This is a genomic window from Thalassobium sp. R2A62, assembly GCF_000161835.1.
GTDB lineage: Bacteria > Pseudomonadota > Alphaproteobacteria > Rhodobacterales > Rhodobacteraceae > Thalassobium.
In genome coordinates this window covers 2,897,745-2,917,484 of record NZ_GG697169.2, presented here as the reverse complement: position 1 = coordinate 2,917,484, position 19,740 = coordinate 2,897,745, and the positions used below count along the sequence as shown (strand labels likewise).

General features: G+C 54.4%; 30 protein-coding genes and 1 pseudogene. 4 read left to right on the top strand and 27 right to left on the bottom strand.

Going from position 1 to position 19,740, the window contains the following annotated elements; translation table 11 throughout:
• Window positions 1-91 precede the first annotated feature (91 nt).
• From TR2A62_RS14590 to rplO, 12 genes are all read right to left on the bottom strand, one after another.
• Window positions 92-817, bottom strand: coding sequence for an ATP12 family chaperone protein (locus TR2A62_RS14590; RefSeq protein WP_009157572.1), 726 nt, complete (start codon window positions 815-817; stop codon window positions 92-94).
• Window positions 810-1,490 (bottom strand): HAD-IA family hydrolase, encoded by a 681-nt coding sequence (locus tag TR2A62_RS14585; protein ID WP_009158237.1) that lies wholly within the window; start codon window positions 1,488-1,490, stop codon window positions 810-812. Before TR2A62_RS14585 ends, TR2A62_RS14590 begins: the two co-directional genes overlap by 8 nt.
• A complete protein-coding gene (locus tag TR2A62_RS14580) occupies window positions 1,487-2,530 on the bottom strand; it encodes an RluA family pseudouridine synthase (protein WP_009159503.1) in 1,044 nt (347 codons plus the stop codon). The genes TR2A62_RS14585 and TR2A62_RS14580 overlap by 4 nt, the downstream gene beginning before the upstream one ends.
• Window positions 2,527-2,904 (bottom strand): fluoride efflux transporter CrcB, encoded by a 378-nt coding sequence (gene crcB, locus TR2A62_RS14575; protein ID WP_009158610.1) that lies wholly within the window; start codon window positions 2,902-2,904, stop codon window positions 2,527-2,529. Before crcB ends, TR2A62_RS14580 begins: the two co-directional genes overlap by 4 nt.
• Before the next feature lie 30 nt (window positions 2,905-2,934).
• A complete protein-coding gene (locus TR2A62_RS14570; RefSeq protein WP_040821597.1) occupies window positions 2,935-4,245 on the bottom strand; it encodes a replication-associated recombination protein A in 1,311 nt (436 codons plus the stop codon).
• Window positions 4,246-4,365: 120 nt separating this feature from the next.
• Entirely contained in the window at window positions 4,366-4,782 is a 417-nt protein-coding gene (gene rplQ / locus TR2A62_RS14565) for a 50S ribosomal protein L17 (protein WP_009158878.1), read from the bottom strand.
• Window positions 4,783-4,928: 146 nt separating this feature from the next.
• Complete coding sequence (locus TR2A62_RS14560; RefSeq protein ID WP_040821594.1) at window positions 4,929-5,945, bottom strand: DNA-directed RNA polymerase subunit alpha; 1,017 nt, start codon at window positions 5,943-5,945, stop codon at window positions 4,929-4,931.
• Between the two features lie 114 nt (window positions 5,946-6,059).
• Window positions 6,060-6,449, bottom strand: coding sequence for a 30S ribosomal protein S11 (gene rpsK / locus TR2A62_RS14555; protein ID WP_008236527.1), 390 nt, complete (start codon window positions 6,447-6,449; stop codon window positions 6,060-6,062).
• A gap of 15 nt (window positions 6,450-6,464) precedes the next feature.
• Window positions 6,465-6,833 (bottom strand): 30S ribosomal protein S13, encoded by a 369-nt coding sequence (gene rpsM / locus TR2A62_RS14550; RefSeq protein WP_009158872.1) that lies wholly within the window; start codon window positions 6,831-6,833, stop codon window positions 6,465-6,467.
• 269 nt (window positions 6,834-7,102) lie between these two features.
• Window positions 7,103-7,681: an adenylate kinase gene (locus TR2A62_RS14545; RefSeq protein WP_009159466.1), complete on the bottom strand. Its 579-nt coding sequence runs from the start codon at window positions 7,679-7,681 to the stop codon at window positions 7,103-7,105.
• A complete protein-coding gene (gene secY / locus TR2A62_RS14540; RefSeq protein ID WP_009158503.1) occupies window positions 7,678-9,042 on the bottom strand; it encodes a preprotein translocase subunit SecY in 1,365 nt (454 codons plus the stop codon). The genes TR2A62_RS14545 and secY overlap by 4 nt, the downstream gene beginning before the upstream one ends.
• 108 nt (window positions 9,043-9,150) lie before the next feature.
• The gene (gene rplO / locus TR2A62_RS14535; RefSeq protein ID WP_009159795.1) at window positions 9,151-9,627 is read right to left on the bottom strand and encodes a 50S ribosomal protein L15; all 477 of its coding nucleotides are present in this window, start codon (window positions 9,625-9,627) and stop codon (window positions 9,151-9,153) included.
• 162 nt (window positions 9,628-9,789) lie between these two features.
• On the opposite strand from rplO, the pseudogene TR2A62_RS19205 reads away from it, so the two are divergent.
• Window positions 9,790-10,737, top strand: a pseudogene (locus TR2A62_RS19205) (MrcB family domain-containing protein).
• A gap of 58 nt (window positions 10,738-10,795) precedes the next feature.
• Here the strand turns inward: TR2A62_RS19205 and rpmD are convergent.
• From rpmD to TR2A62_RS14470, 12 genes are all read right to left on the bottom strand, one after another.
• Complete coding sequence (rpmD, locus tag TR2A62_RS14525) at window positions 10,796-10,984, bottom strand: 50S ribosomal protein L30 (protein ID WP_009160528.1); 189 nt, start codon at window positions 10,982-10,984, stop codon at window positions 10,796-10,798.
• Between the two features lie 11 nt (window positions 10,985-10,995).
• A complete protein-coding gene (rpsE, locus tag TR2A62_RS14520; protein ID WP_009158117.1) occupies window positions 10,996-11,577 on the bottom strand; it encodes a 30S ribosomal protein S5 in 582 nt (193 codons plus the stop codon).
• Window positions 11,578-11,589: 12 nt separating this feature from the next.
• Entirely contained in the window at window positions 11,590-11,949 is a 360-nt protein-coding gene (rplR, locus tag TR2A62_RS14515) for a 50S ribosomal protein L18 (RefSeq protein ID WP_009158901.1), read from the bottom strand.
• Window positions 11,950-11,960: 11 nt separating this feature from the next.
• Complete coding sequence (rplF, locus tag TR2A62_RS14510; protein WP_009159246.1) at window positions 11,961-12,494, bottom strand: 50S ribosomal protein L6; 534 nt, start codon at window positions 12,492-12,494, stop codon at window positions 11,961-11,963.
• 10 nt (window positions 12,495-12,504) lie between these two features.
• Entirely contained in the window at window positions 12,505-12,897 is a 393-nt protein-coding gene (gene rpsH / locus TR2A62_RS14505; RefSeq protein WP_009160167.1) for a 30S ribosomal protein S8, read from the bottom strand.
• 12 nt (window positions 12,898-12,909) lie between these two features.
• Window positions 12,910-13,215 (bottom strand): 30S ribosomal protein S14, encoded by a 306-nt coding sequence (gene rpsN / locus TR2A62_RS14500; protein WP_009157627.1) that lies wholly within the window; start codon window positions 13,213-13,215, stop codon window positions 12,910-12,912.
• An 18-nt stretch (window positions 13,216-13,233) separates the two neighbouring features.
• The gene (rplE, locus tag TR2A62_RS14495) at window positions 13,234-13,785 is read right to left on the bottom strand and encodes a 50S ribosomal protein L5 (RefSeq protein WP_009160160.1); all 552 of its coding nucleotides are present in this window, start codon (window positions 13,783-13,785) and stop codon (window positions 13,234-13,236) included.
• The gene (gene rplX / locus TR2A62_RS14490; RefSeq protein ID WP_009157282.1) at window positions 13,785-14,090 is read right to left on the bottom strand and encodes a 50S ribosomal protein L24; all 306 of its coding nucleotides are present in this window, start codon (window positions 14,088-14,090) and stop codon (window positions 13,785-13,787) included. The genes rplE and rplX overlap by 1 nt, the downstream gene beginning before the upstream one ends.
• Before the next feature lies 1 nt (window position 14,091).
• Entirely contained in the window at window positions 14,092-14,460 is a 369-nt protein-coding gene (gene rplN / locus TR2A62_RS14485) for a 50S ribosomal protein L14 (RefSeq protein ID WP_008757934.1), read from the bottom strand.
• Between the two features lie 76 nt (window positions 14,461-14,536).
• Entirely contained in the window at window positions 14,537-14,767 is a 231-nt protein-coding gene (gene rpsQ / locus TR2A62_RS14480) for a 30S ribosomal protein S17 (RefSeq protein WP_009159371.1), read from the bottom strand.
• Window positions 14,768-14,771: 4 nt separating this feature from the next.
• Window positions 14,772-14,978: a 50S ribosomal protein L29 gene (gene rpmC, locus TR2A62_RS14475; protein ID WP_009158339.1), complete on the bottom strand. Its 207-nt coding sequence runs from the start codon at window positions 14,976-14,978 to the stop codon at window positions 14,772-14,774.
• A 235-nt stretch (window positions 14,979-15,213) separates the two neighbouring features.
• The gene (locus tag TR2A62_RS14470; protein WP_009157560.1) at window positions 15,214-15,783 is read right to left on the bottom strand and encodes a pyridoxamine 5'-phosphate oxidase family protein; all 570 of its coding nucleotides are present in this window, start codon (window positions 15,781-15,783) and stop codon (window positions 15,214-15,216) included.
• A gap of 110 nt (window positions 15,784-15,893) precedes the next feature.
• Between TR2A62_RS14470 and TR2A62_RS14465 the strand changes: the two genes are divergently transcribed.
• The 3 genes from TR2A62_RS14465 to TR2A62_RS14455 all read left to right on the top strand — a co-directional run bounded on the left by TR2A62_RS14465 (window position 15,894) and on the right by TR2A62_RS14455 (window position 18,150).
• Entirely contained in the window at window positions 15,894-16,511 is a 618-nt protein-coding gene (locus TR2A62_RS14465; RefSeq protein ID WP_009160665.1) for a TIGR02466 family protein, read from the top strand.
• An 85-nt stretch (window positions 16,512-16,596) separates the two neighbouring features.
• Window positions 16,597-17,298: a hypothetical protein gene (locus TR2A62_RS14460; protein ID WP_009159603.1), complete on the top strand. Its 702-nt coding sequence runs from the start codon at window positions 16,597-16,599 to the stop codon at window positions 17,296-17,298.
• Window positions 17,299-17,448: 150 nt separating this feature from the next.
• The gene (locus tag TR2A62_RS14455) at window positions 17,449-18,150 is read left to right on the top strand and encodes an SPOR domain-containing protein (RefSeq protein ID WP_150103497.1); all 702 of its coding nucleotides are present in this window, start codon (window positions 17,449-17,451) and stop codon (window positions 18,148-18,150) included.
• A gap of 74 nt (window positions 18,151-18,224) precedes the next feature.
• Here the strand turns inward: TR2A62_RS14455 and rplP are convergent, their stop codons facing one another.
• The 3 genes from rplP to rplV are packed head-to-tail and all read right to left on the bottom strand — an operon-like array spanning window position 18,225 to window position 19,737.
• On the bottom strand, window positions 18,225-18,638 hold the full coding sequence (gene rplP, locus TR2A62_RS14450; protein ID WP_009160224.1) for a 50S ribosomal protein L16: 414 nt from the start codon (window positions 18,636-18,638) through the stop codon (window positions 18,225-18,227).
• A gap of 11 nt (window positions 18,639-18,649) precedes the next feature.
• Window positions 18,650-19,357: a 30S ribosomal protein S3 gene (gene rpsC, locus TR2A62_RS14445; RefSeq protein ID WP_009159272.1), complete on the bottom strand. Its 708-nt coding sequence runs from the start codon at window positions 19,355-19,357 to the stop codon at window positions 18,650-18,652.
• On the bottom strand, window positions 19,357-19,737 hold the full coding sequence (rplV, locus tag TR2A62_RS14440; protein WP_009159903.1) for a 50S ribosomal protein L22: 381 nt from the start codon (window positions 19,735-19,737) through the stop codon (window positions 19,357-19,359). The genes rpsC and rplV overlap by 1 nt, the downstream gene beginning before the upstream one ends.
• Window positions 19,738-19,740: the final 3 nt, after the last annotated feature.

Here is a 19,740-nt window from a genome sequence, read left to right as displayed (position 1 = left end):
GCGGAATCACTCAAAAAGGTCAAGAGCGGATCGGGGAAACTATGCCCAACGCCGCGTCTAACTAAAAATAATGCCCAGATCGGCCCTAATGTTAGCGCCAGGCACGAATTTTCCGCACCATTTGAAAGAATCGGTAAGCATGTTCAAAGGCCTCGCGTTTGATTTCTGCTTCGGCGTGGGCGGTATCATCGCGCCCCCATTGATCCTCTTGCCATGTCTCATCGATCCGGCTGAGCCCCCAGATTTGATCCGCCTCGCCATGTGCGTGAGCCGCCGCAAGGCCAAGGACCAGCGAACCAGATAATCCGACAAGATCGTGAAACGCCGCGAGTTCGAATGCATCCAACGCATGAACATGTGCCCGCAGATTAGCGAGCGCTGTTTCATCTTGGGCGCTAAACATCACGCCAGTGACCGAAACAAGTGTCGCATCTAGCCTACTGCTGGCCCACGCAAGCATCGGATCCCAGCCTTCGGCCTGCCGATCGACCAGCCCCTGTGGCGCATCTGCGCGGTAGCACAGAAGGTCCGTGCCTCCGTATTCGGCCAGCATGTCGGCAACTTCGGCCTGCTGAGGCGTAACTTTGTCGATCGCAGAGTTGCTGGTTTTCGTGAAGGGCATCGTAGAGGGATCAATATTTTCACCCTGCGCATTCCATTCCGCGGCAATCGCTTCGGCAACTTGGGCCGTTGGCACAACTAGCGCAGATTTTACCGGAGTTTTGAGCGCACGACTGTCCAAGCTGACGCCCCAGCCACCCTCAACCTGTTTGGCCACGGCTGTGTCCCAAAACCGCTTTTGTTTCCACTCAGACATTGCGATCCCTCAAAACAGTTTCGATTGCGGCGTCCAAATCCGCAAAATCCTCAACAAACGCGTCTGCCTCTAGCTGCGAGGGGTGGTGGTACCCCCACTCAACCGCAATCGCGCCGACGCCTGCAGCGCGCGCCATATCCATGTCATAGCTGGTATCGCCAATCATGATCACGTCGCGCGGCTCAACCCCGAGATCCTGCAAAACCTGAGAGATCATCGAAGGGTGCGGTTTGGACGGGTGAAAATCAGCGACCTGCTGCGACAAGAAATAGCCATCCAGATTGTGCGCATTGATCAAGTGATCGAGCCCGCGGCGGGATTTGCCTGTCGCCACGGCCAACAGGTATTCCGGCACCTCTCGCAGGCGGTTCAATGCCGCCATTGCGCCAGGGTATAGGGGGCTACTTTGCGCGGCCCCGACGTGGGCCCGCATTTCAACATAGGCATCTTTGTAGCCTTGCACCATTCGGTCGACCACCTGTTTGGATTGATCAGGTGCAAGCCGTGCAATGGCGATATCTAGAGACAATCCCACGATCCCAAGGATGTCTTCGCGGGTCGGCGCCTCTAAGCTTTCTGACGCAAAAGCGCGCCCCATAGCGCCGATGATGTCGGCCTGACTGTCGACAAGCGTGCCATCGACGTCAAAAATAATCGCGCGCAATCGTGTCATTCGTCATCCATAAATGGATCGGTTGTTACCTCGGCAGGGTTCCAGCCAACAAAATCCCACGTGTGCTTCATATGCTCAGGCAAGCTGGCCGTTAGGTTCACACGTTTGCCTGTTGCGGGGTGGGTAAAGGACAACGACCGCGCATGCAGATGCAGCTTGCGCCCAATCTCTTCGCCCATGCCAGCGCCCCAACCATCGCCAAGGTTCTCTTGGCCAGAGCCGCCATATTTGCCGTCACCGATGATCGGGTGTCCCATCTCGGCCATATGCGCGCGCAGCTGGTGCGTGCGCCCTGTCACTGGAACCAGCGCGATCCATGCCGCGCGCGATCCCAAACGGTCGAGCAGCGCGTAATCGGTCGTCGCGCGTTTAGCACCCGGTGTGTGTTCAACTTCGCGTGGGTGAATGCAGCGCATTTTTTCGTTCTCACCGCCGCGACCATGACCGCCCGACTTGATAAGTCCCCAGCGCACAGTGCCCATGGCCGGATGCGGAACACCGCCGACAGCTGCCCAATAAATCTTGCGCGTCTCGCGTTCTTTGAAGGCGTCACTCATCGCCTTGGCGATTTCGCGGGTGCGCGCCATGATAAAGACGCCGGACGTGTCACGGTCGAGACGGTGCACCAGACGCGGCTTTTCAAAGTAATCGAATTTCAGAGCCTCGGCCAAACCGTCGAGGTGGCGCACCTGCTTGCTGCCGCCCTGCGACGCAATACCTGACGGTTTGTTCAGTGCAATGATGTGATCGTCTTTGTAGATTACAAGGCTGCGCATCATTTCTGCATCGGCGCTTGTGATCTTGGTCACCGGCCCTGCTGTGATCTCATCTGCATCAGGCAGCGGAGGAACGCGGACCTCTTGGCCAACCTCAACACGCGTGTTCGATTTCACGCGCCCACCATCAACACGCAGATCACCCTTGCGGCACATCTTTTCAATGCGGCCTTGGCTGACGTGAGGGAACAAACGGCGCAACCATCGGTCAACGCGTTGATCACCGTCACCTTCGGCCACGATAATTTTCTGAACACCACTCATGCGAGGATCCCCCGTGTGACCATCACACCGATGACCAAAGCTATTATTGAAACGACGACTGACAGCGCAACATAAGCCGCGGCAGAACCGATCTGCCCCCGCTCAAACAACGTGTATGCCTCGAGCGAAAACGCCGAAAAGGTGGTAAATCCCCCCAGCACACCAGTCATGACAAACGGCCCAAGATGCGTAAGCCCGCGATGTGCGGCGTAAACAACAAACGCGCCCATCAGTAATGACCCGATGATATTCACCGCAAGCACGCCCAAGGGAAATCCAGTACCAAAGACCCGCAGGACTGCGACACCGGTCAAAAACCGAAGGCCCGAGCCTATTGCGCCGCCTGCGGCAACCTGAAGAAACGTTGTAAACATGGCTGTTCACTATACCCATGCGGCGTGGTGTCAACCGTCGCGCTTGGCTCTTAGTTTGGCAAAGTAGTCTACTCTCCTTTTCAATTCGCGCTCGTAGCCGCGTTCGACTGGCAGGTAGTAGATCCCACGCTTCATCGTGTCAGGAAAGTAGTTTTGCCCCGAGAAACCATCAGGGGCATCGTGGTCGTAGGCGTAGCCGTCGCCGTAGCCTTGTTCTTTCATCAGGCTGGTTGGCGCGTTCATGATGTGTTTGGGCGGTGGCTCAGACCCCGTTTGTTTGGCGGCGGCCATCGCAGCTTTGTACGCAGCATAGCCAGCGTTCGATTTAGGGGCGAGCGCGAGATAGGCGACCGCTTGGGACAAGGCCAACTCGCCCTCTGGGCTGCCAAGACGTTCGTAGGCTTCCCATGCGTGCAGACAAATCGTTTGTGCCTGCGGATCAGCGAGCCCAATATCCTCAACCGCCATGCGGGTAATACGACGAGCAAGGAATCGCGGGTCTTCGCCACCCGTCAGCATCCGTGCAAACCAATAGAGGGCAGCGTCTGGGTCAGAACCGCGTACCGATTTATGCAGTGCTGAAATGAGGTTGTAGTGCTCATCCCCGGACTTGTCGTACTTGGCGGCGCGCTTCATCAACCTCTTGGTTAACGCATTGGTATCCAACGGTTTGTCCGCTTTCCACGCGGCGACTTGTTCAATCAAATTGAGCAAGGCCCGCCCGTCACCGTCAGCCATCTCCAAGAGCGCCTCGCGTGCATGGCCATCTAGCGGCAGTTTGCGATCCAGCTCTTGCTCTGCTCTTTGGGTCATCAGTTCGAGATCGGTTAGCGACAACCGTTCCAACACCAAAACTTGTGAGCGGGACAGAACCGCTGCGTTTAACTCAAAGCTAGGGTTTTCGGTCGTGGCACCAACCAACAGAATGGTGCCATCTTCCATGTGAGGCAGAAACCCGTCTTGCTGTGCTTTGTTAAAGCGATGGATTTCGTCAACAAACAGCAACGTACCCTTGCCGTTCTGCCGTCTGATTTTCGCCGCTTCAAACACTTTGCGCAGCTCTGGGACGCCGGTGAATATCGCGGATATCTGAATAAAGTGCAGATCGGTTTCATCTGCCAACAATCGGGCAATCGTGGTCTTGCCGACACCGGGTGGCCCCCAAAAAATCAGCGACGATAACGATTGGGATGCAAGCATGACACCAAGGGGGGCCTCAGGTCCCAAGACTTGGTCCTGACCAATAACCTCGCCCAAGGATTTCGGGCGCAGGCGGTCCGCCAACGGTCGAGGTGCCGTGCTGTCCGCAGTTGCGGCAGAGGTGTCAAAGAGATCAGCCATGCTCAAACCGTAGTCAGCTATGTCTTGGGTGAAAAGGGGCGCACCAATTCGATGACCCTCTAAAACGAAAAAACCCGACCACATTGGGCCGGGTTTTTCTATTGGTCGTTAGAAGAGCGCTTATTCAGCAGCTTCTTCCTCAGCGAGACGTGCTTTGTCTGCGGCGCCTTTGGCCGAGACGTCACGGTCTACAAATTCAATGATCGCCATTGGGGCCATGTCACCGTAGCGGAAGCCAGCCTTGAGAACGCGGACGTAACCACCTTGGCGGTCGGCGTAGCGTGGGCCGAGGACTTCGAACAGTTTCGCAACATAGGCGTCCTGCTTGAGGCGTGCGCGTGCCTGACGGCGTGCGTGCAAATCACCGCGCTTGCCAAGAGTGACCAGCTTTTCGATGATGCGCTTAAGCTCTTTGGCTTTTGGCAATGTTGTTTTGATCTGCTCATGTTCGATGAGCGAGCCAGCCATGTTCGCGAACAGCGCTTTGCGGTGCTCATGTGTACGATTTAGGCGGCGGTAACCACGTGCGTGACGCATTTTGATAGTCTCCTACAAATTTTTACTTTGTCATGGCGGTCAGATGCGTGTCTGCCACTCTCATTGGGGCGGGATTGCCCAGTCTTTAAATCCGGCGGCAGGTGGTGAACTCCACCAAAAGGCGCGCCGCCGGAAATTTGATATTTTTAGAACTGGTCTTCGAATTTCTTCGCCAGATCTTCGATGTTGTCCGGTGGCCAGTCCTCGACATCCATGCCGAGGTGCAGACCCATTCCGGACAGCACTTCTTTGATCTCGTTCAAAGACTTGCGGCCAAAGTTTGGCGTGCGCAGCATCTCTGCTTCGGTCTTTTGGATGAGATCGCCGATGTAGACGATGTTGTCGTTCTTGAGACAGTTTGCCGAACGCACAGACAGTTCCAGCTCGTCCACTTTCTTGAGCAAAAGCGGGTTGAACTCGAGGCCGTCATCTTCTTGTGCAGTCGATGCGCTCTCTGGCTCATCAAAGTTCACAAAGATCGACAGCTGGTCCTGCAAAATACGAGCCGCGAATGCGACCGCGTCATCTGGCGTGATCGAACCGTCAGTTTCGACCTTCATCGTCAGCTTGTCATAGTCGAGAACCTGACCTTCGCGGGTCGGTTGCACGTCATAGCTGACTTTTTTGACAGGCGAATAGATCGCGTCGATCGACATCATTCCGATAGGTGCGTCTTCTGGCTTGTTCTTTTCTGCAGACACATAGCCTTTGCCAGTGTTCACAGTGAGTTCCATGAACAGATCAGCGCCATCGTCGAGGTGACAGATCACGTGCTCTTTGTTCAAGATCTCGATGCCAGCGGATTCAGAAATGTCACCCGCTGTCACAACGCCAGGACCCTTGGCTTGGATACTCAGGCGCTTAGGGCCTTCGACTTCCATGCGGATCGCAACGCCTTTGAGGTTCAGAACGATGTCGGTGACATCTTCACGAAGCCCAGACACTGACGAAAATTCGTGCAGAACGTTGTCGATCTGAACGGCAGTGATAGCGGCACCTTGCAGCGACGACATCAGAACGCGGCGCAGCGCGTTGCCCATTGTCAGACCAAAACCACGCTCGAGTGGTTCAGCAACAACAGTTGCCTGACGCGACGGGTCATTGCCCGGTTTCACGTCCAACTGTGTTGGTTTAATGAGTTCAGCCCAGTTCTTGTGGATCATGTGTCCCTCCATACCTGTCTGCCTTTCATGATCGTAAAGGCCAGACGCCCGAGGTTTCAAAAAGTCGTAAAGGGGCCGTGCGGAATATGCACAGCCCCGATAACAATGGATCGTTTAGACGCGGCGGCGCTTTGGTGGGCGACAGCCGTTGTGCGCCATTGGGGTCACGTCACGGATCGATGTGATGTTGAACCCAACAGCTGCCAGAGCACGAAGTGCCGATTCACGACCGGAACCCGGACCCTGAACTTCGACTTCGAGCGTTTTGACGCCGTGATCCTGAGCCTTCTTGCCCGCATCTTCTGCAGCCATCTGAGCTGCATAAGGTGTGGATTTCCGCGAGCCTTTAAAGCCCATGGTGCCAGCAGACGACCAAGAGATCGCGTTGCCCTGCACGTCGGAGATCAGGATCTTTGTGTTGTTGAAAGAAGAGTTAACGTGAGCAACGCCAGCGGCGATGTTCTTAGAGACCTTCTTTTTGGTGCGTTTAGTATCGCGTGCCATAGTTCAAGCCCTCCCTTATTTCTTCTTACCAGCAATGGCCTTTGCAGGGCCTTTGCGTGTGCGTGCGTTTGTGTGGGTGCGCTGACCGCGAACCGGCAGGTTCCGGCGGTGACGCAGGCCACGGTAGCAACCAAGGTCCATCAAACGCTTGATGTTCATTGTTGCCTCACGGCGCAGGTCGCCTTCGACAGTGTAGTTTTCGTCGATGTGCTCGCGCACTTTGAGAACTTCAGCATCAGACAATTCGTTAACGCGACGCGTTGGGTCGATGCCAACTGCTTCGCAGATTTTCTGAGCGGATGTTGTGCCGATACCGGTCACATAGGTCAGAGCGATTGGTACGCGCTTACCCGTCGGGATGTTTACGCCAGCAATACGTGCCACGTGCGTTTCCTTTACGTTGCGGGTCCGTGATACCAGACCCTTTTTTCACAACGGAGGCCCACAGGGTTAAACCAGCGGGCCGCGTCATATCAGGTGATCGTTGATGGGGAAGGAGCGACCTGCCACCAACTATGATTCTCCCATAGATTTCATTATGGGATGGGCGCTTTTAGGAGTGTTCACGATAGGCGTCAAGCCTTTGTGTGCAGCGAGAGACCGGATTTTGACAAAATTCGTGACACCGTCAAAAGGTCAGACGAAGCTTTTGGTTAACTAAGTACGTCCGAGATCGAAGACGCAACTCCGTCCATGGTGTCGAGACCATCAACAGACTGCAGTTGGCCCTTGGCATAATAGTAACCAATCAGTGGGCTGGTCTGCTTGTAGTACGCCATCAAACGGGTCTTGAGGCTTTCCTCATTGTCGTCAGCACGTGCAGTGCCGCCAGCAGCGACCGCCTCGGCAGCGCGGCCCAAGATCCGCTCAACGAGGACTTCGTCATTGACCTGCAATTCAACAACATCGTCCAACGTCTGCCCCATCTCAGTAAGCAGATCACCCAGCGCGTCAGCTTGTGCGAGCGTCCGTGGAAAACCATCAAAGATAAACCCGCCAGTTGCGCCGCCAGCTTCTAGCTTTTCGCGGATCAAACCGATGACGATCTCGTCTGTGACCAGATCACCGCGGTCCATCACGGCCGCAACCATTTTGCCCATTTCGGTACCCGAGGTTTTGGCCTCTCGCAACATGTCACCAGTGGACAGCTGTATCATGTTGCGGCTGTCGACGAGTTTCTGTGCTTGGGTGCCTTTACCAGCACCCGGTGGGCCCAAGAGGATAATATTCATCGGCGTGCAGGCCCTTTTCTTCCCTTGCCCTTACCGCGCTTGCCGCGCAGCTGGGACTTTTCAATCAGACCCTCGTACTGGTGTGCGAGGAGGTGGGACTGAATCTGTTGGATTGTGTCCATACCGACAGACACAATAATCAGAATGGACGTACCACCAAAGTAAAAAGGAATAGACAGCTGGCTACGCAGAATTTCTGGCAATAGCGCAACAAGCGCGAGGTACGACGCACCGAGCACCAGAATACGCGTCACAACGTAGTCGAGGTATTCCGCAGTCCGCTTGCCGGGGCGGATACCAGGCACAAAGCCGTTCTGGTTCTTTAGGTTGTCCGCAACTTCGTCAGTCTTGAACGCCACTTCTTTGGTGTAGAAGAACGTGAAGAACATGATCATCGCAGTGAAGAACAACAGGTATAGCGGCTGACCCGGGCCAAAGTAGGCAAGGATTGTCGACATCACTGGCCCAGTTTGACCGCCAGAGAATGTGCTGATCGTCGTTGGCAACAGCAGCAAAGCCGATGCGAAGATCGCAGGGATAACGCCCGCAGGGTTCACTTTGATCGGCAGGTGAGACGATCCGCCGTCATAAACCTTCATTCCGACCTGACGGCGCGGGTATTGAATATGCACTTTACGCAGGGATCGCTCCATGAACACGACAAAGGTCAGTGTTACAATCACCATAAGGATAATCCCGATGATCACCGCAGGGCTGATCGCGCCAGAGCGGCCTTGGGAGAGGAACTGAGCCAGTGCGGCAGGGATTTCCGCAATAATACCAACAAAGATGATCAACGAGATGCCGTTGCCGATACCGCGTGCTGTGATCTGCTCACCCAGCCACATCAGGAACATCGTGCCACCGACGAGTGTAATCACACACGCGACGCGGAAGTAGAGACCCGGATCAGACGCCAGATCACCGGCTTCGAGCGACGCTGCAAGACCGTAGGCTTGGAATGTAGCCAAGATAACCGTGCCGTAGCGCGTATATTGGTTAATCTTCTTACGACCCTGCTCGCCTTCTTTCTTGAGCTGCTTGAGCGGCTCCCACATGGCGGACAAAAGCTGAATAATGATCGAGGCCGAGATATACGGCATAATCCCGAGCGCAAAGATACCCATGCGCGACAGAGCACCACCCGTAAACATCGACAAGATGCCACCGATACCCGCAGCCGCATCATCCATGAACTGACGCAATGCGCCTCCATCGATACCGGGGACAGGGATATAAGTGCCGAGGCGGTAGACAATCAAAAGACCGATCGTGAACAGGATACGCTGACGAAGCTCTGTAGCTTTGCCAAAGGCACCCCAGCTCATGTTCGATGCCATTTGCTCTGCTGCTGAAGACATGTGCGGGCTCGCTTTATGAATGAAAGCGCCGCCAGCGGGTTTCCCCGACGGCGGCGTTTGGAAACTTGGACTAGATGTAAGCGACGCATGCGCCGCTCACAAGGTCTCTTACTCGGTTGCTGCCGCAGTTGTGACTGTCAGAGAGCCACCAGCTTTTTCAACGGCCTCGATAGCACCCTTAGATGCACCAGTGACCGAGATCTTAGCTTTTGCTTTGAAGTCGCCTTTGGCAAGAACGCGGATACCGTCCTTTTTGCGACGAACCAGACCGGACGCGATTAGAGCATCTTCGGTAATGTCCGCTTTGGCGTCGATTTTACCTTCGTCGATGAACTTCTGGATCAGGCCGAGGTTTACAACAGCGAATGCTTTGCGGTTTGGCTTGTTAAAGCCGCGCTTTGGCAAACGTTGGTAGAGCGGCATCTGGCCACCCTCGTAGCCGTTGATCGCAACACCCGAACGGGATTTCTGACCTTTGATACCACGGCCACCCATTTTACCGGTGCCGGAACCTGGACCACGACCAACGCGCTTGCGTGGTTTTGTTGCACCTGGATTGTCGTGCAGTTCGTTCAATTTAACCATTTTGCTCTCTCCTTGCCGGAAGCGACCCCTAGAGCTGGTGGGCCGGACGCGGCTTGCAATGTGAATCGGATCATAAGTGACCACGGGGGGCGTATAGACGGCGTTCCTCCTCCTTGCAAGCATCAGAATACTTGGTAGGTTTCAGTCCTTTGAGGTTTTTAGATGTTAGCCAACTATTTGAAGAAACTTGCGGCCGAATACTCATTTGAACGTGCCAAGACCTTTGAAAGAAACGAATTCGCGAACTTTGTTCGCCATAACCTTGCCATAGAAGCAAAGAAACAGCTGATTTTTTGGGCTTTCGACCTGCAGGTTAAGTCTAGTGTCGGGGCTGAAAACTGGGCATCTGTTCCTTGGTTGGGCTTTTTTGATCCTCTAATAACGACCTCTGCGACCAAGGGCTTTTAAGTCGTCTATTTAGTCAATCCAGATCAGCAATCTGTCGTCCTGTCACTCAATCAAGGTACGACATCAGTTACGGAGGAATTCAAATCCAGAGCTGGGGATGTGTTGAAGCGACGAGCAATCAGCATGACGGACCGGTTACAAGATTTTCTCCCGCAATTCAGTACTGCGCCGATTGATCTGGGTTCATCCGCTGCATTAACTCAAAGTTATGAAGCTGGGCATGCGATGGGTAAGGCATATTCGCTGGATGATCTAAACCAAGAACGTCTAGTTGAAGATCTTCAACAAATGCTGAACGTTTACCAAGCCCTCATTGATCGTGGCGGTCTCTTACCATTCGACGTTATGCAGGAAGGTGCATGCACGTCCGATGTAACCGAAACAAGACGCTATATCCTCTCTCGACGCATCGAACGCGCTCCGAGCATCCGAAAGGAGGTCTTGGAGAAGCTGCCCCCAATCTGCCAAGCCTGCCGGCTTGATCCAGCGAAGCACTATTCTTTTCGCGGAAAAATTGATCACTATCCATTGGACATTCATCACTCGAAACCGATTCAATCACTCGCGGAAGGTGAAAGCCGAAGGTACAGAGTGCCCGATGATTTTATGGTCCTTTGCCCCACTTGCCACCGAATGATTCACAAACAATCTGACCCTTCAGATCTCGAGGCATTGAAGTCCATCATTCGCAATACGAGCTAACAAAAAACGCCCCGCTGTTTCCAGCGAGGCGTTTCAACTTAGACCTAGTGACTAGGGCTTAGCCTTTTTCTTCGATGATCTCGACCATGTGCGAGATGCTTTCCACCATGCCGCGGACCGAAGGAGTATCTTCGAGCTCGCGTGTGCGGTGCATTTTGTTCAAGCCGAGGCCGATCAAAGTTGCACGCTGCTTGGCGGGACGGCGGATGGGCGAACCCACCTGCTTGACGACGATTGTTTTAGCCATCTGTCAGCTCCTTACGCTTCTGCGGCTTCAGCTTCGGCAGGTGCCGCGGCTGGAGCATCTGTGCGAGGCAGAATGTCAGCGACTTTCTTACCACGACGCTGTGCGACGGACCGAGGCGATGCCTCTTTGGTCAGACCGTTCAGCGTTGCACGGATCATGTTGTAAGGGTTCTGCGAGCCGATGGACTTGGACACAACGTCCTTGATGCCCAACATCTCGAAGACCGCACGCATTGGACCACCTGCGATGATACCGGTACCCTCAGGGGCGGTACGCATCACAACTTTGCCTGCACCGTGACGACCGTTCATGTCGTGGTGCAATGTCCGACCCTCGCGCAGAGGCACGCGGATCATGTTGCGCTTGGCGGATTCAGTCGCCTTGCGGATCGCCTCGGGTACTTCTTTGGCTTTACCTTTGCCAAAGCCGACGCGGCCCTTTTGATCACCAACAACCACGAGAGCAGCAAAGCCAAAGCGTTTACCACCTTTCACGGTTTTGGAGACGCGGTTGATCGCTACAAGGCGATCGGCGAATTCCGGAGTTTCGTCGCGATCGCGACGGTTGTTCCGGCGGTTGTCTTCTCTTGCCATACCGATCTCTCCTTAAATCTTCAGGCCGCCTTCACGAGCAGCTTCGGCCAAGGCCTTAACTTTCCCGTGAAAGAGGAAACCACCACGGTCAAAGTAGGCTTCGGTCACGCCGGCCTTCTTTGCACGCTCGGCGATTGCAGCTCCGACCTTCGCGGCCGCCTCGACGTTGTTCTTGCCCACAAGGCCAAGATCTTTTTCGAGCGAAGATGCGGAAGCGAGTGTTACGCCGTTCACATCGTCGATCAGCTGCACGCTGATGTTTTTGTTGGAGCGGTGGACCGACAGACGCGCACGCCCGGCGTTGACCTTCCGCAGTTTGTTCCGAACGCGCAGGCGGCGCTTCAGAAACAGTGTTCTTTTGCTGTTTGCCATTTCCTGGGTCCTTACTTCTTCTTGCCTTCTTTGCGGAAGATATACTCGTCCACATACTTGATGCCTTTGCCCTTATAGGGCTCGGGCTTGCGCCATTCGCGGATGTTAGCCGCGACCTGACCCACAAGCTGGCGGTCGATACCTTCTACAACGATCTGCGTTTGCTTCGGAGCGCTTACGGTAACACCTTCTGGTGCTTCGTAGTTCACTTCGTGGCTAAGACCGAGCGACAGCTTCAGGACATTGCCCTGCATCTGTGCACGATAACCAACGCCGTTGATCTCGAGCTCTTTCTTAAAGCCGTCAGTGACACCCAATACACAGTTTTCGATCTGTGTGCGGGACATGCCCCACTGCTGACGTGCACGCTTGGATTTACCGCGTGGTGTCACAGTGATTGCATTGTCTTCGACAGCCAACGACACGTCGTCAGTTGCGTTAAAGCTCAGAGTACCCTTAGGGCCCTTCACTTCGACCTTTTGGCCAGAGACGGACGCCGAAACACCCGATGGCAGGTCAACTGGTTTTTTACCAATACGAGACATTGCCTTCTCCTTAGAAGATCGTGCAGAGCACTTCGCCGCCAACATTGGCTGCGCGTGCGTTTGCATCCGACATCACACCGCGAGGTGTGCTGACAATCGACACACCAAGGCCCTGACGGACTGTTGGGATGTCTTTGACGCCCATGTAAACGCGACGACCGGGCTTAGAAACCCGCTTGAGTTCGCGAATGACAGGAGTGCCTTCGTAATACTTGAGGCTGATGTCAAAGGCGGGGTGACCGTCTTTGCCAGTCGTGGATTCGTAACCACGGATATAGCCTTCGTCTGCGAGCACATCGAGAACCCAAGCGCGCAGCTTGGATGCTGGTGTCTCTACGACGGATTTGCCGCGCATCTGACCATTGCGGATGCGTGTCAGCATATCACCGATAGGATCGTTCATAATGTTCTCTCCTTACCAGCTGGACTTAACCATGCCGGGGATCTGGCCAGCGGAACCGAGGTCACGCAGCGCGATACGGCTGATCTTAAGTTTGCGGTAATAAGCGTGTGGACGCCCGGTGAGCTGGCAACGGTTGTGCAAACGAGTTGCAGAGCTGTTGCGCGGCAGTTTAGCAAGCTTGAGGCGCGCTTTGAAACGCTCTTCCATCGGCTTGCTTTCGTCATTCGCGATCTCTTTGAGCTCGGCGCGCTTGGCAGCATATTTTGCGACCAGACGTTCCCGCTTCTTCTCGCGTTCGATCATTGCTTTTTTAGCCATAACTTCTCTCTCCCGCGATCAGTTGCTGAAAGGCATGTTGAAGTGCTTCAACAAGGCCTTTGCTTCGGCGTCGTCATTTGCCGTTGTGGTGATCACGATATCCATGCCCCAGTTTTCGTCGACTTTATCAAAGTCGATTTCTGGGAATACGATGTGTTCCTTCATGCCCATGGCATAGTTGCCACGACCATCAAATGATTTGCCGGATACGCCGCGGAAGTCACGGATACGAGGCATTGCGATTGTGGTGAGACGGTCAAGGAATTCATACATACGATCGCCGCGCAGCGTGACTTTGGTGCCCAGTGGCATCTCTTCACGTACACGGAAACCCGCGATGGATTTCTTAGCTTTGGTGATAACAGCTTTTTGACCAGCGATCGCAGTCAGGTCGGCCTGAGCTGATTTCACTTTTTTGCTGTCTTTGACGGCTTCAGAACCAGCACCGATGTTCAGAACAATTTTGTCCAAACGTGGGATCTGCATGTCGTTCTTATAGCCAAACTCTTCCTTCATCGCACCGCGAACGGTCTCGACGTAGTGAGCTTTCAAACGTGGAGTATAAGCCATTAGATGACGTCTCCTGTTGTTTTGGCGTAACGGACTTTCTTGTCACCGTCCGTTTTGAAACCAACGCGTGTCGCTTTGCCATTGGCATCGACGATTGCGAGGTTCGAAAGCGCGATTGGCATCGCCTGGGGGATGCGACCACCCTGGGATGTCTGGCTCTGCTTGGTGTGACGAATTGCGATGTTCAGGCCATCAACAACAGCTTTGCCAGCGGATGGGTTCACCGAGGAGATTGTCCCCTGCTTGCCTTTGTCCTTGCCGGTCAAAACGACAACTGTGTCGCCCTTTTTCAACTTAGCAGCCATATCACAGCACCTCCGGCGCGAGCGAGATGATCTTCATGAAGTTCTTGCCGCGCAACTCACGAACAACTGGGCCAAAGATACGTGTGCCAACTGGTTCGTTGTTGTTGTTGAGGATAACCGCAGCGTTGCGGTCAAAGCGAATTGCGGTGCCGTCTTCGCGACGTACCTCTTTGGCGGTGCGAACGACGACGGCCTTACGCACGTCACCCTTTTTCACACGGCCACGTGGAATGGCTTCCTTGACCGAAACGACAATGATGTCGCCTACGGATGCGTATTTACGCTTGGAACCACCCAGTACCTTGATGCACTGAACTCGGCGAGCGCCGGAGTTGTCAGCAACATCCAGGTTGGTCTGCATCTGGATCATTTGGTTTCTCCCGACCTTTGGGGGGCGATGCGTGCCTGATCCCCAGGGTTTCGATTAAGTTGGTAGATGGTGACCTTTAGTCGGCCAACACTTCCCAACGTTTCGTTTTCGACCGTGGTGCACATTCGATAATCCGAACATTGTCACCAACGTTTAAAGCGTTCTTTTCGTCGTGAGCCCGGTACTTCTTGGACTTACGGACGGTTTTCTGAAGCAGCGGGTGCTTGAAGCGACGTTCGACCGAAACTGTTACGGTCTGTTCGTTTTGGTTGCTTGTGACAACACCAGTCAGGATGCGTTTGGGCATAGGATTAAGCCTCCGATGCCGCAGCAGCGGCCTTTTCGTTCAGAATTGTTTTAACACGTGCGGTGTCACGCTTAACTGTGCGCATACGTGCAGTGTTCTCGAGTTGGCCTGTCGCCTGCTGAAAACGCAGGTTGAAGCTCTCTTTTTTCAGATTGGCAAGTTCGTCGCGGAGCTGGTCCGGCGTCTTGTCACGCAGTTCGTTGGCGTCCATTGGACATTTCCTTTTTCAACATCACCGGAAGGCCGCGCATAGCGTTACCCGATTCCCGGTGGAGTGGGTAGAAGTGGGCCGTATAGGGATGTTATTGCCACGTGGCAAGAGGGTTTCGAAAGACAGCGCTACCCTTTATTTTCCTGACAAATTCTAACCTATCGAGCTGGGCCAATCACGCCAACCTGAATCACTGCGCTTTCAGGGCCGCCAGCTCGGCTTTGAGAGCTTCATTTTAAGCCATCAACTGATCGATCTGGCCACCAACGACCTGACGCACCATGTCTTCGGTAAACATGCGCGGGATGTACTTGGGGCAATTCCAATCCATCGCGACCACATCCACGACCAAAATACGTTCGGCGGGAATGGTCTTGAGATCCAATTTGGGCAAGACATCTGGGTCCGCATCAGAGACAGAGACCAGCGACGCGCGCCCCTCGATCTTGAGGCGCGCCTGATTTAGATAGTCCATCAGGAACAATGAAACCTTGGTATTGGTCGCGATATTGCCCATCGAGATGAATTGCCGGTTGCCACGATAGTCCGCACAGGCAATTTGCGATGGACCAATTACCTTGAGAAAGCCGCGTGGACCCCCGCGGTGCTGGACATACGGCCAGCCGTCTGGGTTCCCAGTTCCTAAATACATGCTCTCGCGAGACTGGATAAAACCAATATCATCAGGCGATAGTTGCTCTTGGGTCCGGTGGTTGTACCCAGCCTGATACTTTTCATAACTGCCATCATCGCGCTGAAGCTCTGCCACCGCGCGGTGAAACATCAAATCTGCGTAGTTATCCATGGTGCGTCTCCTTGCAGATCGAAACTGGCAACTTGTGACGGATAACAAAAGAGGCCATCGCAACACTGTGATGTTCTCGCCATCCCGTACCGGCTGCGCTAAGACAAGGTATGACCCAGTTCAAATCGCTCTTTGTGACCCGTCTCTATCAAGCCACTCTCGCCTCTAAAGGCGCTGTGGACCCGGCTGAACTAGAAAACTCTTGCCTCGTGATCGCCGACGACGACGAGGCCGGACAAGAATGGTGTGAGGCGAATGATTTCCCTGGGTACACTAGCTATGCGTCCTTGACCGACCTGCCCTGGCGTTTTCCGATCTTTGCAGATGTGGTCAAAGCGTTGGACGCTCATGTCGCGGCCTTTGCCGCAGATGCTGGATACGATCTCGATGGAAAAGAGCTAAAACTCGAAGATATCTGGATCAATATCCTGCCCGAGGGCGGCATCCATACGGCGCACATCCACCCCCACTCTGTGATTTCAGGCACGACATATGTGGCAATGCCCAAAGACACGAGTGCGATTAAATTCGAAGACCCGCGGCTAGCCATGATGATGGCCGCGCCGGGTCGTGCCAAAGACGTCGACGAAAGTCTGCGGCAGTTTGTCTACGTCCAGCCAAATGTCGGTGACGTGCTGTTGTGGGAAAGCTGGCTGCGCCACGAAGTGCCTATGAATATGTCCGAAGAAGAACGGATCAGCGTCAGTTTTAATTACAGTTGGGGATAAATTTCTGCGTATCTGATCTGCGTTCGAAATAAACCTGAAAGAGTTAGCCCCTAAACTCGCCCCAAGTTCAGAAGGACGCGGGGCTATGATGCGAATTCTTGTGGTGATTTTCTATTGTCTGGCTGCGCCTGCGTTGGCCGATCTCAGCTCGCTCTTTGTCAGCGCGAGCGCGCCCTTGGATCAGTCCCAAGCCAAGGCTGCGCGCGCCAGCCTCTTTGCCCCCCAGTCCGAGCGTAGCTTTTTTGCCCCCCTGCCCGACGCGCGCCCAGTCGTAGACGAGGCACCCCTCATTGGCACGGGCGAGGCTCCAATTGACCGGCTTCTCAATCTGATTGCGCAGGCCGAGGCGGGCAGCAAGGGGTATGACGCGGTGCAATATGGTGCGCGCGTCCTGCCCAAACGCCCGCCCACGGATCTGACATTAGGTGAAATCTATGTGTGGATCGACGAAACACCAGGCCAACCCCACGCAATCGGACGCTATCAATTCATCCCGCCGACCCTGCTCCGTGTCGCCGCCGCCCGCGGCTTTGGCCCCGAGACGCGGTTCACTTCAGGTGTACAAGACGCGCTCGCCCTCGTCCTGCTCGAGGACGCGGGGTTTGCGGAATTTCAACAGGGCGGATTGGATCGTCGCGATTTTATGCGCAATCTTGCACGGATTTGGGCGGGGCTACCGCTGCCCAATGGACGGTCATTTTACGAAGGGCACGCTGGCAATTCCGCGACAATGACTTGGGCCACCTTTGAAGGGGGCATGGCACAGATATGGCCGACCAGAGGATAAGGGCCAAAATCACCCCCTTGCATCACGCCAAAGAAAAAACCCCCGCTGCGTTAACAGCGGGGGCTTTCAAATTTCATTGCTCTAGGTTGCTCACTGCGATTGCGGGCTGTGACCGACCAGTGCCTAGCCTAAGTTAGTCGGCTGCGATCCATGAATTTCATAGAAACTAGAACGACTGGAACAATTCCGATGAATTCAGCTTTGGAAACGATTGCACTCTTTCTCAAGACTGCCGCTTTAGGGCTTACTGCGACCGCACTTTTTGTACTATTTTTCTTTCCTGCTGCGTTAGGGAAGCACTTTGAGCGCGTTCAAGATGGCCTAGAGGAAACAAACCATTCGATTGAATACTCATTCTTCGGTGTCAAACTCTCGCATGACGGCGAAGCAAAGGATGACTTGGTGATACTTCAAGAAGAGCTTGAGGAATTACGTCCGCTTGTCGCTTGCCTATCAGATGGCGACCTGGACTGTAGCTCTTCCCAAGAAGAGCAGGTGGTCCAAGTTAAAGAAGAGGTTGCCGCCGCCCAAGACATTGAACTGGGTCGAGATGGAAAGGTGCCGCTTAGTGGAGCCTGGGTTGTTTTGGCCGGCTCTGCGTCCTCTCTATCAGAAGCCAAAGAGGATTTAGGGCGGCTCGAAAACTACCGAACGAGGGACATTGTTTTTGCCAGCAATCGCTACCGTATTCTTGTTGCCTTCCACACACGCGAGGAAGCGAACACGGCACGGGCAGCGATCAACGAAGATGTTGGGCGTGATGTCTCATACGTTAGACTACTAGAAACGTGGTGCCAGGGGTACACTCGCCAACCACTCTATCTGTCTTGCACACGTCCTGAAATAAACTAAACGCAAAACAAAAGCCCCCGCTGCATGAACAGCGGGAGCTTTGAAATGTCCTAGCTCTAGATAGAGCGCCAGATTTACCAGTCTTCGCGAACGATTGTGCGGGTCTTCACCGGCAGCTTCATCGCAGCGAGGCGCAGGGCTTCGCGGGCGATTGGCTCGGCAACGCCGTCAATCTCGAACATCACGCGGCCTGGCTTAACCTTCGCCGCCCAGAAATCCACGGAACCTTTACCTTTACCCATACGAACTTCGACAGGCTTGGATGTGACAGGAGTGTCTGGGAAGATACGGATCCATACACGACCCTGACGCTTCATGTGACGCGTCATGGCACGACGTGCAGATTCGATCTGGCGCGCTGTTACACGCTCAGGCTCGATTGCTTTCAGGCCGTAAGTACCAAAGTTCAGGTCAGACCCGCCCTTTGCTTGACCTTTGATCCGACCTTTGTGAATTTTCCGGTGTTTTGTACGTTTTGGTTGTAGCATCTCAGGTCTCCTTAGCGACGACCGCCGGCACCGCGAGGTGCTGGGCCATCTTGGATCTCTTGTTGACGACGATCACGTGCAGCGGGGTCGTGCTCCATGATTTCACCTTTGAAGATCCAAGTCTTGATCCCGATGATACCATAAGCAGTCAGTGCTTCGACGTGTGCGTAATCGATGTCAGCACGCAGTGTGTGCAGCGGAACGCGACCTTCACGGTACCATTCGGTACGCGCGATTTCTGCACCGCCGAGGCGGCCAGCAAGGTTCACGCGGATGCCCAAGGCACCCATACGCATTGCGTTCTGAACCGCACGCTTCATAGCGCGACGGAAAGACACACGACGCTCGAGCTGCTGTGCAATGCTCTCACCAACGAGGGCAGCGTCCAGCTCGGGCTTGCGAACTTCTACGATGTTCAAGTGCAGCTCAGAGTCTGTCATCGCAGCAAGCTTTTTGCGCAGAGTTTCGATGTCTGCACCTTTCTTGCCGATGATGACGCCTGGACGTGCTGTGTGGACTGTCACGCGGCACTTTTTGTGCGGACGCTCGATGATCACACGGGACACACCCGCCTGATGGCACTCTTTCTTGATGAACTCACGCATACGCAGGTCTTCAAGAAGAAGATCACCGTAGTCTTTGGTATCCGCATACCAGCGGCTGTCCCAAGTACGGTTAACCTGAAGGCGCATGCCAATCGGATTGACTTTATTACCCATTATGCTTGCTCCTCGACTTGACGGACAACGATCGTAAGCTCTGCAAAGGGCTTGAGGATCTTGCCAAAACGACCACGTGCCCGTGGGCGTCCACGCTTCATCGTCAGGTTCTTACCCACATACGCCTCAGCGACGACGAGCTCGTCAACGTCAAGGTTGTGGTTGTTTTCAGCATTCGCAATTGCCGACTGAAGACACTTCTTCACGTCGATCGCGATCCGCTTGTGCGAGAAAGTCAGGTCGGTCAGAGCCTTGTCGACTTTCTTGCCACGGATCATTGCGGCAACCAGGTTCAGTTTCTGCGGGGATGTGCGAAGCATACGTGTTTTCGAACGTGCTTCGTTGTCAGCCACGCGGCGGGGATTATTATCCTTGCTCATGGC

What these genes read in the sequence shown, in the direction of transcription:
- rplO (WP_009159795.1), bottom strand. Translation starts at nt 9,627, where the DNA reads ATGGTTAAATTGAACGAACTGCACGACAATCCAGGTGCAACAAAACCA.
- rpsE (WP_009158117.1), bottom strand. Translation starts at nt 11,577, where the DNA reads ATGGCAAGAGAAGACAACCGCCGGAACAACCGTCGCGATCGCGACGAA.
- rpsC (WP_009159272.1), bottom strand. Translation starts at nt 19,357, where the DNA reads ATGGGTAATAAAGTCAATCCGATTGGCATGCGCCTTCAGGTTAACCGT.
- TR2A62_RS14545 (WP_009159466.1), bottom strand. Translation starts at nt 7,681, where the DNA reads ATGAATATTATCCTCTTGGGCCCACCGGGTGCTGGTAAAGGCACCCAA.
- rplQ (WP_009158878.1), bottom strand. Translation starts at nt 4,782, where the DNA reads ATGCGTCACGCACGTGGTTACCGCCGCCTAAATCGTACACATGAGCAC.
- rpmC (WP_009158339.1), bottom strand. Translation starts at nt 14,978, where the DNA reads ATGGACGCCAACGAACTGCGTGACAAGACGCCGGACCAGCTCCGCGAC.
- rpsK (WP_008236527.1), bottom strand. Translation starts at nt 6,449, where the DNA reads ATGGCACGCGATACTAAACGCACCAAAAAGAAGGTCTCTAAGAACATC.
- TR2A62_RS14460 (WP_009159603.1), top strand. Translation starts at nt 16,597, where the DNA reads ATGATGCGAATTCTTGTGGTGATTTTCTATTGTCTGGCTGCGCCTGCG.
- TR2A62_RS14585 (WP_009158237.1), bottom strand. Translation starts at nt 1,490, where the DNA reads ATGACACGATTGCGCGCGATTATTTTTGACGTCGATGGCACGCTTGTC.
- TR2A62_RS14560 (WP_040821594.1), bottom strand. Translation starts at nt 5,945, where the DNA reads ATGATCCACAAGAACTGGGCTGAACTCATTAAACCAACACAGTTGGAC.
- rplR (WP_009158901.1), bottom strand. Translation starts at nt 11,949, where the DNA reads ATGGCAAACAGCAAAAGAACACTGTTTCTGAAGCGCCGCCTGCGCGTT.
- rplF (WP_009159246.1), bottom strand. Translation starts at nt 12,494, where the DNA reads ATGTCTCGTATTGGTAAAAAACCAGTTGACCTGCCATCGGGTGTTTCG.
- TR2A62_RS14580 (WP_009159503.1), bottom strand. Translation starts at nt 2,530, where the DNA reads ATGAGTGGTGTTCAGAAAATTATCGTGGCCGAAGGTGACGGTGATCAA.
- rplV (WP_009159903.1), bottom strand. Translation starts at nt 19,737, where the DNA reads ATGAGCAAGGATAATAATCCCCGCCGCGTGGCTGACAACGAAGCACGT.
- rplN (WP_008757934.1), bottom strand. Translation starts at nt 14,460, where the DNA reads ATGATCCAGATGCAGACCAACCTGGATGTTGCTGACAACTCCGGCGCT.
- rplX (WP_009157282.1), bottom strand. Translation starts at nt 14,090, where the DNA reads ATGGCTGCTAAGTTGAAAAAGGGCGACACAGTTGTCGTTTTGACCGGC.
- rplP (WP_009160224.1), bottom strand. Translation starts at nt 18,638, where the DNA reads ATGCTACAACCAAAACGTACAAAACACCGGAAAATTCACAAAGGTCGG.
- TR2A62_RS14570 (WP_040821597.1), bottom strand. Translation starts at nt 4,245, where the DNA reads ATGGCTGATCTCTTTGACACCTCTGCCGCAACTGCGGACAGCACGGCA.
- secY (WP_009158503.1), bottom strand. Translation starts at nt 9,042, where the DNA reads ATGTCTTCAGCAGCAGAGCAAATGGCATCGAACATGAGCTGGGGTGCC.
- rpsQ (WP_009159371.1), bottom strand. Translation starts at nt 14,767, where the DNA reads ATGCCCAAACGCATCCTGACTGGTGTTGTCACAAGCAACCAAAACGAA.
- TR2A62_RS14465 (WP_009160665.1), top strand. Translation starts at nt 15,894, where the DNA reads ATGACCCAGTTCAAATCGCTCTTTGTGACCCGTCTCTATCAAGCCACT.
- crcB (WP_009158610.1), bottom strand. Translation starts at nt 2,904, where the DNA reads ATGTTTACAACGTTTCTTCAGGTTGCCGCAGGCGGCGCAATAGGCTCG.
- rplE (WP_009160160.1), bottom strand. Translation starts at nt 13,785, where the DNA reads ATGGCTTATACTCCACGTTTGAAAGCTCACTACGTCGAGACCGTTCGC.
- TR2A62_RS14455 (WP_150103497.1), top strand. Translation starts at nt 17,449, where the DNA reads ATGAATTTCATAGAAACTAGAACGACTGGAACAATTCCGATGAATTCA.
- TR2A62_RS14590 (WP_009157572.1), bottom strand. Translation starts at nt 817, where the DNA reads ATGTCTGAGTGGAAACAAAAGCGGTTTTGGGACACAGCCGTGGCCAAA.
- TR2A62_RS14470 (WP_009157560.1), bottom strand. Translation starts at nt 15,783, where the DNA reads ATGGATAACTACGCAGATTTGATGTTTCACCGCGCGGTGGCAGAGCTT.
- rpsH (WP_009160167.1), bottom strand. Translation starts at nt 12,897, where the DNA reads ATGAACGATCCTATCGGTGATATGCTGACACGCATCCGCAATGGTCAG.
- rpmD (WP_009160528.1), bottom strand. Translation starts at nt 10,984, where the DNA reads ATGGCTAAAACAATCGTCGTCAAGCAGGTGGGTTCGCCCATCCGCCGT.
- rpsN (WP_009157627.1), bottom strand. Translation starts at nt 13,215, where the DNA reads ATGGCTAAAAAAGCAATGATCGAACGCGAGAAGAAGCGGGAACGTCTG.